This window comes from Hymenobacter coalescens (assembly GCF_054783195.1).
Genome location: NZ_BAAGRA010000002.1, coordinates 230,772 through 243,076, shown reverse-complemented (window position 1 = coordinate 243,076; position 12,305 = coordinate 230,772). Strand labels below are relative to the sequence as shown.

Annotated in this window: 10 protein-coding genes; 6 read left to right on the top strand and 4 right to left on the bottom strand. The window is 65.2% G+C overall.

Annotated elements, in window-relative coordinates:
• Positions 1-354: 354 nt before the first annotated feature.
• Entirely contained in the window at positions 355-1,923 is a 1,569-nt protein-coding gene (locus tag ACYVKQ_RS02240) for a ThuA domain-containing protein (RefSeq protein WP_460575176.1), read from the top strand.
• A gap of 129 nt (positions 1,924-2,052) precedes the next feature.
• Here ACYVKQ_RS02240 and ACYVKQ_RS02235 read toward each other — a convergent pair whose 3' ends face one another.
• The gene (locus ACYVKQ_RS02235; RefSeq protein ID WP_460575174.1) at positions 2,053-2,382 is read right to left on the bottom strand and encodes a NifU family protein; all 330 of its coding nucleotides are present in this window, start codon (positions 2,380-2,382) and stop codon (positions 2,053-2,055) included.
• A gap of 58 nt (positions 2,383-2,440) precedes the next feature.
• Positions 2,441-3,538, bottom strand: a complete 1,098-nt coding sequence (locus ACYVKQ_RS02230) for an Mrp/NBP35 family ATP-binding protein (protein ID WP_460575172.1) — start codon at positions 3,536-3,538, stop codon at positions 2,441-2,443.
• A gap of 176 nt (positions 3,539-3,714) precedes the next feature.
• On the opposite strand from ACYVKQ_RS02230, the gene ACYVKQ_RS02225 reads away from it, so the two are divergent.
• Positions 3,715-4,989 (top strand): hypothetical protein, encoded by a 1,275-nt coding sequence (locus ACYVKQ_RS02225; RefSeq protein ID WP_460575170.1) that lies wholly within the window; start codon positions 3,715-3,717, stop codon positions 4,987-4,989.
• A 69-nt stretch (positions 4,990-5,058) separates the two neighbouring features.
• Positions 5,059-7,170: a DNA primase gene (dnaG, locus tag ACYVKQ_RS02220; RefSeq protein WP_460575168.1), complete on the top strand. Its 2,112-nt coding sequence runs from the start codon at positions 5,059-5,061 to the stop codon at positions 7,168-7,170.
• Between the two features lie 18 nt (positions 7,171-7,188).
• Here dnaG and ACYVKQ_RS02215 read toward each other — a convergent pair whose 3' ends face one another.
• Together ACYVKQ_RS02215 and ACYVKQ_RS02210 are read right to left on the bottom strand one after the other, a co-directional pair.
• Complete coding sequence (locus tag ACYVKQ_RS02215; RefSeq protein ID WP_460575166.1) at positions 7,189-7,710, bottom strand: Imm26 family immunity protein; 522 nt, start codon at positions 7,708-7,710, stop codon at positions 7,189-7,191.
• A 59-nt stretch (positions 7,711-7,769) separates the two neighbouring features.
• A complete protein-coding gene (locus ACYVKQ_RS02210; RefSeq protein WP_460575164.1) occupies positions 7,770-8,411 on the bottom strand; it encodes a hypothetical protein in 642 nt (213 codons plus the stop codon).
• Between the two features lie 152 nt (positions 8,412-8,563).
• Here ACYVKQ_RS02210 and ACYVKQ_RS02205 point away from each other — a divergent pair, with 152 nt between their 5' ends.
• From ACYVKQ_RS02205 to ACYVKQ_RS02195, 3 genes are all read left to right on the top strand, one after another.
• The gene (locus tag ACYVKQ_RS02205) at positions 8,564-9,556 is read left to right on the top strand and encodes a potassium channel family protein (RefSeq protein WP_460575162.1); all 993 of its coding nucleotides are present in this window, start codon (positions 8,564-8,566) and stop codon (positions 9,554-9,556) included.
• A gap of 321 nt (positions 9,557-9,877) precedes the next feature.
• Complete coding sequence (locus ACYVKQ_RS02200) at positions 9,878-11,110, top strand: glycosyltransferase family 4 protein (RefSeq protein ID WP_460575160.1); 1,233 nt, start codon at positions 9,878-9,880, stop codon at positions 11,108-11,110.
• Positions 11,107-12,282 (top strand): glycosyltransferase, encoded by a 1,176-nt coding sequence (locus tag ACYVKQ_RS02195; protein WP_460575158.1) that lies wholly within the window; start codon positions 11,107-11,109, stop codon positions 12,280-12,282. The genes ACYVKQ_RS02200 and ACYVKQ_RS02195 overlap by 4 nt, the downstream gene beginning before the upstream one ends.
• Positions 12,283-12,305 lie beyond the last annotated feature (23 nt).

The following is a 12,305-nucleotide window of genomic DNA, read 5'->3' as shown; positions in this document are numbered from 1 at the left end:
CTGCCACACCGCGTACATGTCATGCCCCAAGATACAGATAGCTATGAGGTTGTAGCAATGCCACACCTAATTCGCGGTCAGTCTGGGCTAGGGCAGCTGCGGCGTAGTTGCTCTGTTCTCGGCTGCCCCAGCCTGGATTTCGGGCACGGCCCGCTTCACCGATTCCCTCACGCTGTCTTTCAGCATCATCGGCGACATGAGGTATTACCGCAAACGCCCAGGATGCACAACTCCGCTTGCTGAGGCGACGTACCAACGATGCAGAATAGCATATTTACTATGATTGACGCTGGTGAAGGGGATAACGCTACATGGAGTTGGGTCGGCGAGGTCTTGTTTTGACATTCAATTGCTATGAAACCAATTGCACGCGCCGGCCTTTTCTTATTAGCAGTCTGCTTTCTTTCCGGCTGCGACCGGAAAGAAAAAGGGCGCAGCCCGGAGCCGGCTCCAAAAGTCCTGGTGTTTTACAAGACCGCCGGCTTTTATCACAGCTCTATTCCAGTCGCTATTGAAGCCCTGCGGAAGTTGGGCGCCGATAATAATATCCAGGTCGATACCACCAGGGTCGCCGCTAATTTCACCCAGGCTACTCTGGCGAAGTACAAGGCGGTGGTTTTTCTGAGCACTACCGGCGACGTACTAAACGATGCGCAGCAACGCGCCTTCGAAGAATACATTAAAGCCGGCAACGGCTTTGTCGGCGTGCATGCTGCTACCGATACCGAGTACGACTGGCCTTGGTACAACGGCCTGGTGGGGGCGTACTTTGATGGGCACCCGGCCATTCAGCCGGCTACCGTGGAAGTCGTGGATAAAAACCACGATGCTACCGTCATGCTGCCCGATGCCTGGCCCCGAACCGACGAGTGGTATAATTTCCGGAATTTAAATCCCGGCGTTCAGGTATTGGCGAACATAAACGAGCAGAGTTATTCCGGCGGTATTCACGGCGCGGAGCACCCCATTGCCTGGTATCACAGTTACCAAAACGGGCGCGCCTTTTACACCGCCGGCGGCCATACCGACGACAGCTACCGGGAACCCCTGTTTCTGCAGCACCTACTGGGCGGCATCCGCTACGCCAGTGGTCTTTCGCAGCGGGCCCTGACGCCCAAGTCGACCCCCACCTACTTGTGGACCAGCCTGCTGGACCAGAGCCTGAGCCGATGGGAGAAGTTTGTCGGGGTGCCACACTACACCGTGAATATTCCCGGCCACCCGAGCGGCGACGGCATGAACGGCATTCCACTGGGCCTCAACAACGACCCGCTGGAGGTATTCAAGGTCATCACGGAGAACGGACAGCCCGTGCTGCGGATTTCCGGGCAGATTTACGGCGGGCTGAGCACCCGGCAGGAGTACGGCAACTATCATTTGAAAGCCGAGGTCAAATGGGGCACGCGCAAGTACGAGCCGCGCTTGAATGAGAAGCGCGACACCGGCATTTTGTACCACGCCCGGGGAAACCAGGGTGCTTTCTGGAACGCGTGGATGCTCTCCCAAGAGCTGCAAATTCAGGAAACCGACATGGGCGACTATTTCCCCATCGGCACGGGGGTCGACATCAAAGCGGCCTACCGCACGCAGGACAACGCCACAAACTGGATCTACGATCCGGCGGCGCCCTTACGGTCTTTTGGCCTGTATAGCCCGGATGTGCATTGCCGGCGCAGCCACAACAACGAGAAACCCTTTGGCCAGTGGAACACCGTGGAATTGATCTGCCTGGGCCAGAAAAGCCTGCACGTCGTCAACGGGCAGGTGGTCATGGTGTTGGAAAACTCCCGGGAACGGCAGCCAAACGACACGCAGGGGCCGCTGACCACCGGCAAGATTCAGCTGCAGTCGGAGGGCGCCGAAGCCTACTTCCGCAATATCCGGATTCGGCCCATTGCGGAAATTCCCAGCGAGTACCGGTAATCGAAAGCCGGGTGGCTGGCTATGCCTAACATCAGCGCGCCCCGCCTCCGCCGAAACCGGCAGAAGCGGGGCGCGCTGATGTTAGGCGGGCACGTTCGAAAAACGAACAACCAATAACGAAAACCGAACCTAGTTGGGCGTCGGGACCGGCGTGGGCGGCTGCGGGCGGCCTTCCTGTCCGGCGGGCTGCGGCGCGGTGGCCACGTTGACAGCCTCCACGGCCCGGATTTCGGGCACGGCCCGCTTCACCGATTCTTCCACGCCGGCTTTCAGCGTCATCGGCGACATGGGGCAGGTGCCGCAGGCGCCCATCAGCTCCAGGCGCAGCACCATGTCCTCGGTGATGTCGAGCACGCGTACGTTGCCGCCGTCGGCTTCCAGGTAGGGGCGGATGCCGTCGAGGGCTTGCTCGATGCGCGACAGCAGCGGGTGTTCAAACAAGGTGGCGGTTGCAGACATACTTACGAGACACTTGGCCGGGCCACGAAGTTCGCACATTCGCGGCACTTACAGCCGTTTACTTCATTTCGACCACCTGCGTGCGCGGGGCCACGTTGTTGCGGATCGACACCTGTCGGGCTACTGCCTCGGCCAGCTGCTCGAACACCGCCGCTACCGGCGACGAGGCCTGCAGCACCACCGGGATGCCCTGGTCGCCGTTTTCGCGGATGCCCTGCACCAGCGGAATCTCGCCCAGCAAGGGCACTTCGTGCTTCTGCGCCAGCGCCGCGCCGCCGCCCTGCCCGAAGATGTAATATTTGTTGTCGGGCAGCTCCAGCGGGGTAAACCAGGCCATGTTCTCGATGACGCCGAGCACCGGCACGTTGATCTGCGGTTGGCGGAACATCTGCAGGCCCTTCTGCGCGTCGGCCAGCGCCACTTTCTGCGGCGTGGTCACGATGACGGCCCCCGTGACGGGCAGCGTCTGCACCATGGTCAGGTGAATGTCGGAGGTGCCGGGGGGCATGTCGAGCAGCAGGTAGTCCAGCTCGCCCCAGTCCACCTCGGTGATGAACTGCTTGAGCGCCGACGAGGCCATGGGGCCGCGCCACACGATGGCCGACTCGGCCGGCGCCAGGAAGCCAATGCTCATGATTTTGACGCCGAACCGCTCGATGGGCTCGATGAGGTTGCGGCCGTCTTCGGTCTGAAACACGTGCGGGCGGGCGTCCTCCACGCCGAACATCACCGGCATCGACGGGCCCGAAATGTCGGCGTCGATCAGGCCGACCTTGGCGCCGGTGCGGGCCAGGGCCACCGCCAGGTTGGCCGTGACGGTGCTCTTGCCCACGCCGCCCTTGCCCGAGGCCACGGCCACGATGTTTTTGACGCCGGGCAGGATGTCGCGGTTCTGGCGCATGGTCGTCACGCGCGAGGTCATGTTCACTGTCACCTCGGCGTCCTTGTCCACCATCGTGTGAATGGCGCGCACGCAGGCGTTGTGAATCAGCTCTTTGAGCGGGCAGGCGGGCGTAGTCAGCACGACGGTGAACGATACGTTCTTGCCGTCAACTTGCACGTCCTCAATCATATTGAGCGTAACGAGGTCCTTGCCCAAATCAGGCTCCTCCACGTAGCTCAGGGCTTTCAGTACAGCTTCTTTCGTGATGCTCATGGCAAACTTGGGGCGGCCAGACGGGCCACCATCCGGCAAAGATAACCCCGAAACGCACGGGGCCGTGCCCTGAAAACCGGAAAAGGCCGGCGAGGGTTGCCGGTGCCCCCGGCAACCCGCCTGGGCGGGCGGCCCCTATATTCGGGCATTTCTTAAGCTGGTAATTACCAATCGACATGTTGCAACAGATTATCAAAGCTGCGGCGAAGGGCCGGGCCGTCGGGATGTGGCTGGGGGTAGCAGGTAGTATAGCCGTGGGTAGCGGCGCCCGCGCCCAGGCCCCGGCGCCCGCCGATACGGCCTTTGTGCGGCTGATGCGCAAGTACCAGGCGCCGCTCACGGCCACGGGCACGCAGCTGAGCGGGCCGGGCTGGGACAAGCTGCAGCAGGACATCCGGGAAAGCGCCTGGGTGCTCATCGGCGAAGACCACGGCCTGGCCGAGATTCCCGCCTTCACGCAGGCCGTGGCCCAGGTGCTGCAGCCGAAAGTGTACGTGGCCGAAATCGACCGGTACCAGGCCCGCGACCTGAGCCGCCTGGCCGCGCAGCCCGGCCTGCCGGCGGCGTTTTCGCGCCAGCACCCGATGAACCTGTCGTTCTACAGCTGGGCCGAGGAGTTTGAGCTGGCCCGGGCGCTGCGGGCGCAGGGCACGGCGCTGGTGGGCGTGGAGCAGGTGGGCTATGCCACGCCGGGGCGCCTGTTTGCCCTCATGGCCGATGCGGCCAAAAGCAAGACGACGCGCACTTACCTGCAGCAGCTCTCGGCCCGGGCGCAGGCCCAGGACCGTGCCGCCTTGGTCACGGGCCAGTACGGGCGCATGACCATCAACAGCCTGCGCGCCACCCTGCTCGACAGCCTGCGCACCCTGGCCCGCACCGAGCGGCCCGAAGTGCGCCGCATGCTGCAGGACCTGGAGGCCAGCTACGGCATCTTCCAGGCCAACGCCGCCGGCAAGCCCACGGCCCACCAGACCCGCATCAACCTGATGAAGCGCAACCTGCTGGAGGAGCTGCAGCCCTACCAGACGGCCGGGCAGCCGCTGCCGTCCGCGCTGTTTAAGTTCGGCGCCAACCACCTGGCCCGCGGCCGCAGCGTGTGGGGCGACATCTACGACGTGGGCAACCTGGCCGCCAACCTGGCCGACGCCCACGACCAGAAAAGCCTGCACATTTTCATCATGGGCAAGCAGGGCGGCAAGGTGACGGGCCAGAACCCGGACGACTTCAGCCAGAACAGCGGCCGCTACTCCGCCGCCGACGAGGCCATGCTCCGCCCGTTCATGGCCGCCACGCCCGCCGGGACCACGTGGCAGGTGTTCGATGTGCGGCCGATGCGCCGCGCCATGCTCTACCGAGGCCTGCCCGTGCCCGATCAGGAGCAGCAGGCCGTGCTGCTGGGCTACGACTACGTGGTCATCATTCCCGAAACCACCGCCAGCCGTAACTTTTAAGCGGGGCCGGGACTTTGTCGGTAGTTTTGCAGTCCCGCTCGCCTCCTCACGCCCTATTGCCCCTACGTTTTGGCCCTCATCCCCAAAGAAACCATCGACCAGGTCCTCCACTACGCCGACATCGTGGAGGTCGTGGGCGACTTTGTCTCCCTAAAGAAGAAGGGGCAGAACATGTGGGCCTGCTGCCCCTTCCACCACGAAAAGTCGCCCTCGTTTTCGGTGGCGCCGGCCAAGGGCATCTACAAGTGCTTCGGCTGCGGCAAGGCCGGCGACGTGGTGCGCTTCGTGATGGACATCGAGTCGGTGAGCTACCCGGAGGCCATCAAGTGGCTGGCCAAGAAGTACGGCGTCGAAATCAAGGAGGAGGAGCGCACCCCCGAGCAGCAGCTGGCCCAGAACGAGCGGGACTCGCAGTACATCGTGTCCGATTGGGCCAAAAACCGCTACAAAACTCTGCTGCAGGACTCGGAGGAGGGCGAAAGCATCGGCTGGGCTTACCTCAAGGAGCGGGGCCTGAACCAGCAGACCATCGAAACCTTCGAGCTGGGCTACTCGCTGGACAAGTGGGACGACGTGCTCAACTCGGCCCAGCAGGCGGGCTTCGACGTGAAGTACTTGGAGAAAACCGGCCTCGTCATCAAGCGCGAGGAGGACGGGCGCCGCTACGACCGGTTCCGCGGCCGGGTGATGTTCCCGATTCACAACATTTCGGGCCGCGTGGTGGGCTTCGGGGCGCGCACCCTGCGCCGCGATGAAAAAGCCGGCGCCAAGTACCTGAACTCGCCCGAGTCGGAGATATACCACAAGTCGGACGTGCTGTACGGCCTGTTTCAGGCCAAGCAAGCCATCCGGCAGGAGGAGCTGTGCTACCTGGTGGAAGGTTACCTCGACGTGATCAGCCTGCACCAGGGCGGCGTCAAGAACGTAGTGGCCTCCTCGGGCACCTCGCTCACCGAGGGCCAGATTCGCCTGATCGGGCGCTACACCGACAACGTGACGGTGCTTTACGACGGCGACGCGGCCGGCATCCGGGCGGCCCTGCGCGGGCTCGACATCATCCTGGAAAACGGGCTGAACGTGCGCGTGGTGCTCTTCCCCGACGGCGACGACCCCGACTCCTACATCCGCAAGGTGGGCGACAAGCGCTTCCGCGAGTTCGTGGAGCAGAACTCGCAGGACTTCATCAGCTTCAAAACCCGCCTAGTAGCCCGCGAGGCTGCCCAGGACCCGGTGAAGAAGGCCGAGGCCATCCGCGAGGTGCTGCAAAGCATTGCCAAGGTGCCCGATCCGCTGAAGCGCCAGGTGTTTCTGCAGCAAACCTCCGCCACCTTCGGCATCGACGAGCAGGTGCTCATCGACGCCTACAACAAGCAGGTAAAGCAGTCGGCGCCCGGCCCGCGGCCCGGTGGCGGGAGCGGCGCGGCCGGGGGAGGCAGCCGTGGCTACAGCCACGGACCCAACAGCGCCAATAATCGTCCGGACAGCGCCGCCAACAGCGGCGCGGCCGTGCAGCCCGGCGGCCAGCTGACCGGGCTCGGCGGCACCCGCCCGGCCCCGGCCACCAGCCCCGGCTACGACGACGAGCTGCCGCCCGAGGCGTACGGCTTCGTCGACGAGGACGAGCCCACCGGCGACGCCCTCGACAACGACCCGGTGCCCGACGTGCAGCAGAGCTGCGAGCGGGAAGTGGTGCGCCTGATCCTGAACTACCCCTCGCAGCCAGTGGCCGACGACCTGACGGTGGCCACCTACCTGCTCGGGCAGGTCGACGAGACGCCGTTTCGTACCCCGCTCTACGCCGATTTGCTGCACCTCTGCCACGAAGCCGTGCAGGCCGGCCGCTTTCCCGATGCCCGCGAGCTGGTGCGCCACGAGCGCGCCGACATCCGCGCCGCCATCAGCGACCTGGTAACCGAGCCCCACGAGCTGAGTCCGAACTGGATTACGCACTCCATCTACGTGCCGCGCGAGCTGGACATGCTGCAGCAGGCCTGCGAAAACGCCATCCTGCGCCTGAACAAGTGCAACGTGGAGCGCGAGCTGGCCGACTGCCTGGCCACCATGAACTCCCTGGGCCCCGGCAACGTGGAAGAATACCTGGCCCAGATGGCCATCTTCAAGAGCCTCAAGCAGCTGGACATGCAGCTGGCCGCGCTGCTGGGGACGATTATCTCAAGGTAGGCTGGGCCGGCCGGGGCATCAGCGGGCGCCGAAATGCTTTTCGGCCCGCCCGTAAATGACGCTGTAGCCCCAGGTCGACTGCACCGGCAGCGCCTCGGCAGGGCGGGCACTGTTAGCCGCCACAGGGCTGGGGAGGCCCGGATGCTCCTCCCGGCGACTGTAGCGCACCGCTCGGTAGCCCTGCATGACCACCGTGCCCGGCGACCAGCAACTGCACTCCACTGTGAAGGGCAGCTCCAGGGAGTCCAGCTCAAACGGCCGGCAGCCCAGAATCAGGGCGTTGCGGGAAGTGATGGTTTTGATGTGGGCCAGGCCTTGCTCGATGATGCGGCTGCCGGCGATGCTCTCGTGGGTCGGTGGGGCGTCGCCGACCCAGTCCATCAGGCCCGCGTAAAACTCCCGCAGGCTTTTTTCCTCGGCGGGCGGCACGTCGAGCACCCGGCCGCAGGCGAAGCGCCCGGAGCTGAGTGGAATGGCCCAGAACTGGCCCGGCAGCAGAAAGCGGTTGGATTTGGGGAGGAAGGGGTAAGCCGGCGACATAGCAACCAATACAATAACCGGCACTCGCGGCGTGCCGGCCGCAAAGCTAGCAGCCGCTGCTATTTCAGGCGCGCCGTCAGGGCATTGGCCTGCGCCAGCAGCGCGGCTTCGGTCACCTGCGCGTCCTGCTTTGCCAGCCTTCGGAGCCCGTCCACCAGCTCCGCCAGGGCCGCCATGGAGGTGCCGGCCGCCGGCGACCAGGTGCTGCCGCCGCGTAAGCCGATACCGGCCCGAAAGGTCAGGCAGTGGAAGGTGGTGCCGTCGGAGCGCATCGTCTGGCGGGGCGCCGGGTAGTGCGCCTGATCCACGGCCCGGTTGAGGGCATAGCCGATGGCCGCGGCCGTTTCGGGCGCTATGGCAATGAAATGGGTATCGACTTGCGCGGGGGCACCTTCCTGCCGCTGCAGCTGGCCCCAGATCTGCTGCCTGGTTTGCCGGTACCACAGCGTCGGCTGGCCCTGCGTGATTTCCACGGAAATGACGTATTCCGGGGCAAAGGAAGGCAGCACGATGACCCGGGCCAGCGGGGTGACGCTCAGGTCACTCAGCAGCGCTTTTCGTACCGCCGGGTGGTAGTCCTGGGTATGTGTGTAGCTGGTGAAGTAGCCTTCGGAGGGCACCAAAAAGTCATCCTGATCCTGGGCACTCATGGCCCGCAGAACACTGATGAGGACGGACAACAAAGGGGCGCGTTTGTGCATCGGCAGCACGTGGTTAGGAGTGGTGTTGGCTACTGGATGCGCCGCGCCCCCGGAATCCACACCGCAAAGCAGAAGCGGATGCGGCAACTCTGACGCCGCCCGCTACCTTCGTGCCACGCAATATGTGGAAACGCGCCAACCTTAGCCGGCTCATGCTGGCCATTATTCTGACGGTGCTCAGCCTGGGCATCGGCATGATCGGCTTCGTGGCCATCGAGGGCTACACCCTGATGGAGGCCTTCTACATGACCATCATCACGGTGAGCACCACGGGGTTCGGCGAGGTACACCCGCTTTCGGCGGGTGGGCGCTTGTTCGTCTCCCTCTACATCATGTACAACCTGGTGGTGGTGGCCTACCTCGTGTCGGTGCTCACCCAGTACCTCTTCGACGGCGAGCTGCGCAACTTGTTTAAGATGTTTATGACCGATCAGGAAATCCGCCACATCCAGGGCCACGTCATCGTCTGCGGCTTCGGGCGCAACGGCAGCAAAGCCTACCACGAGCTGCGCGCCAACGGGGCCAAGGTGGTCATCGTGGAGCAGGACCAGGAACTGATGCGCGCCGCCGCCGAAACCCTGGGCGCCGATGCGGTGCCGGTGGTGTTTGGCGACGCCACCGCCGACGACACGCTGCGCCAGGCCGGCATCGAGCGGGCCACCGCCCTGATTTCGGCCCTGCCCAAGGATGCCGACAACGTGTTCGTGACCCTGACGGCCCGGGAGCTGAACCCGCAGCTGAAAATCATTGCCCGCGCCTCGCTCAAAACCTCGGAAAGCAAGCTGCTGCGCGCCGGCGCCGACTCAGTAGTAATGCCCGATGAAATCGGCGGCTCGCACATGGCCAACCTGGTGATGCGCCCGGAGGTCATTCGCTTCCTGGAAATGATCAGCGGTCTGGGCCCCAACCGCCTGCGCCTGGAAGAGCTGGCGTTTCAGGACCTGCGGCCCGATCTGCGCGGCCGCTCCATCCGCGAGCTGGAAGTCCGCTCCCGCACCGGCGCCACCGTTATCGGCCTGAAAGACCACGCCGGCCACTTCCGCGTAAGCCCGCCCGCCGACCTGCGCCCTAGCCAGGGCGACGTGCTGCTGCTGCTCGGCACCGACGAGCAGATCTTTGCCGTGGTGCGCGAGCTGCGGCGGTAGGGTGAGGGAGAAGGGATACGCTGGCATCAGAACAGAACGTCATCCTGAGGCGCAGCCGAACAACCTTCCGCGAACCTGCACCACCGCTGCCAACCACGAGCAGTCACCCATCGGCCCTGCCGAGCCACCGCGGCCCGGACGATTGGGCGTCAGGGGGTGCGCTGCGCAGTCAGGACAAGGTTCGAGCAAGGTTCTTGACTTCGTCGCCGGCGGTTCGCTTTGCTCAGGATAACGTTCTGGTTTTATGCGGGGGGCCCGGGCTACCGAATCACCTCGCTGCCTCCTTATCTTTGTGGTCCACTTGCTTAGCCGTCTCGGTCTGTGAACGTACTTCAGCTTTGCCCCCGTGTCCCGTTTCCGCCGACCGACGGCGGCGCCATTGCCATGTACGACGTGGCAGCCGGCCTGGCCCGCGCCGGCCACACGGTGACGGTGCTGGCCCTGAATACGCCCAAGCACCGCCAGCCCGCCGACGCGCTGGCCCACCTCGGTCCCAACGTGCGCCTGGTGACGGTGGACGTGGATACCAGCCTTTCGCCGCTGAAGGCGCTGCGCAACCTGATGCTCAGCCAGCTGCCCTACAACGTGGAGCGCTTCATGTCGGAGGACGTGGCCGCCAAGCTCGCGGAACTGCTTACGGCGGAGCCCTTCGATGTGGTGCAGATGGAGGGCACTTTCGTGGCCTGGTACGTGGACGTGGTGCGGCGCGTGGCGCCCGGCGTGCCCACCGTGCTGCGCGCCCACAACGTGGAGCACGAAATCTGGGACCAGCTGGCCCGGAACGAGCGGCAAACCATCAAAGCCGGCTACCTGCGCCACCTGGCCCGGCGCCTGAAACGCTTCGAGGCGCGGTTTCTGCCCCGGTTCTCGGCCGTGGCGGCCATCACCGAGCCCGACCAGCGCCGCCTGCGCCAGCTCGGCTGCCAGGAGCCGGTGGTGTTCATCCCGGCCGGCGTGGACCTGACGCGTTTTCAGCTCGACCCGGCCATCAAATCCAAGCCCAAAACCCTGTTCTTCCTCGGCTCCCTGGATTGGCGCCCCAACGTGGAGGGGCTGGAGTGGTTTCTGCAGTACGTGTGGCCCGAGGCCAAAAAGCAGCACCCCGAGCTGGAATTGCACGTGGCCGGCAAGAACATGCCCGCCCACATTGAGCGGCTCAGCCTGCCCGGCGTGCGCGTGCACGGCTTTGTGGCCTCGGCGGCAGAGTTCATGCAGCAGCACGAGGTGATGATCGTGCCCCTGCTCTCCGGCGGCGGCATGCGCGTCAAGATCATCGAGGGCATGGCCCTGGGCAAGTGCATCATCAGCACCGGGGTGGGCTCCGAGGGCATTGCCGTGCGCCACCTGCACGACATCCTGGTGTGCGACGAAGCCAGCCAGTGGATTCAGCAGTTGAGCCGCTACTACCACGGCGAGTTCTGCCACCGCGGCGTGGGCGAGGCCGCTCAGCGCACCGCTCGGCTGCTCTACGACAATACCCAGGTCGTGCAGCGCTTTGTGGAGCTGTACCAGCGCATCGGGGCGGGCGAAGGCGTAGCTTTGCCGCCCCGATGAAGCTACTGGTTCTGCTGTCCCGCTTTCCTTTTCCGCTCGACAAGGGCGACAAGCTCCGCGCTTTCCACCAGCTGCGCTACCTGGCGCGCCGTTTTGAGGTGTGCCTGTTTGCCCTCAGCGACGAAGACGTGACGCCCGAGGCCCACGCGGCCGTGGCGCCGCTGTGCCGGGGCGGCGTGCACGTGCACCGGCTCCAGAAGCCCGGCATCGCCGCCAACATGGCCCTGGCCGGCTTGCAGGGCCAGCCCTTTCAGGTAGGCTACTTCCACGACCGCGCCGCCCAGCGCCGCCTGGCGGAGGTAGTGCGCGCGTTTCGGCCCGAGCGCGGCTACTGCCAGCTCATCCGCATGGCCGAATACGCCCGGCCGCACGCCCGCGCCGTGCCCTTCACGCTCGATTACATGGACGTGTTTTCGACCGGCATGGCGCGCTGGGCCGACAAGGCCCCGGCCTGGCAGCGGCCCGTCATGGCCCTGGAGGCGCGCCGCCTGCAGCAGTACGAGGCCCGGGCCTTCGACTGGTTTCAGCACCACACCATCATCAGCGACCAGGACCGGCAGCTCATCGACCACGAGCAGCGGCAGCGCATTCAGGTGGTGCCCAACGGCATCGACACCGAATTTTTCCGCCCTGGCGCCGTCGCGGCCGAGGATTCCTTTGAGCTGGTGTTCTGCGGCAACATGGCCTACCACCCCAACGTGGAAGCGGCCGCGTGGCTGGCCGAGCAGATTCTGCCGGCGGTGCGCCAGCGCCACCCCGAGGCGCGGCTGCTGCTGGCGGGCACCACGCCCGCGGCCCGGGTGCTGGCGCTGCAGTCCGAGCACGTCAAAGTCAGCGGTTGGCTGCCCGATATCCGCACCGCCTACGCCGCGGCCCGCGTGTTTGTGGCGCCCATGCGCACCGGCACCGGCCTGCAGAACAAGCTGCTCGAAGCCATGGCCATGGGCCGCCCCAGCGTGACCACTCCGCTGGCCAACAACGCCCTGGGCGGCACGCCCGGCCAGCACCTGCTCGTGGGGGCCGACACCGCGGGCCTGGCCGAGAGCATCTGCCAGTTGCTGGAGCACCCGCTGGAAGCCGAGGGGCTGGCCGCGCACGGCCGCGAGTTCGTGCGCGCGCGGTACACCTGGGAGGGCACCACCGGCCGGCTGGCGGAGCTGCTGCAGGGCTGAACGGGGCTGCCGATGACCCTCAC

Excerpts from the sequence above, each read along its gene's own strand:
- ACYVKQ_RS02240 (WP_460575176.1), top strand. The coding sequence starts at position 355 with ATGAAACCAATTGCACGCGCCGGCCTTTTCTTATTAGCAGTCTGCTTT.
- ACYVKQ_RS02235 (WP_460575174.1), bottom strand. The coding sequence starts at position 2,382 with ATGTCTGCAACCGCCACCTTGTTTGAACACCCGCTGCTGTCGCGCATC.
- ACYVKQ_RS02230 (WP_460575172.1), bottom strand. The coding sequence starts at position 3,538 with ATGAGCATCACGAAAGAAGCTGTACTGAAAGCCCTGAGCTACGTGGAG.
- ACYVKQ_RS02225 (WP_460575170.1), top strand. The coding sequence starts at position 3,715 with ATGTTGCAACAGATTATCAAAGCTGCGGCGAAGGGCCGGGCCGTCGGG.
- ACYVKQ_RS02215 (WP_460575166.1), bottom strand. The coding sequence starts at position 7,710 with ATGTCGCCGGCTTACCCCTTCCTCCCCAAATCCAACCGCTTTCTGCTG.
- ACYVKQ_RS02210 (WP_460575164.1), bottom strand. The coding sequence starts at position 8,411 with ATGCACAAACGCGCCCCTTTGTTGTCCGTCCTCATCAGTGTTCTGCGG.
- ACYVKQ_RS02205 (WP_460575162.1), top strand. The coding sequence starts at position 8,564 with ATGCTGGCCATTATTCTGACGGTGCTCAGCCTGGGCATCGGCATGATC.
- ACYVKQ_RS02195 (WP_460575158.1), top strand. The coding sequence starts at position 11,107 with ATGAAGCTACTGGTTCTGCTGTCCCGCTTTCCTTTTCCGCTCGACAAG.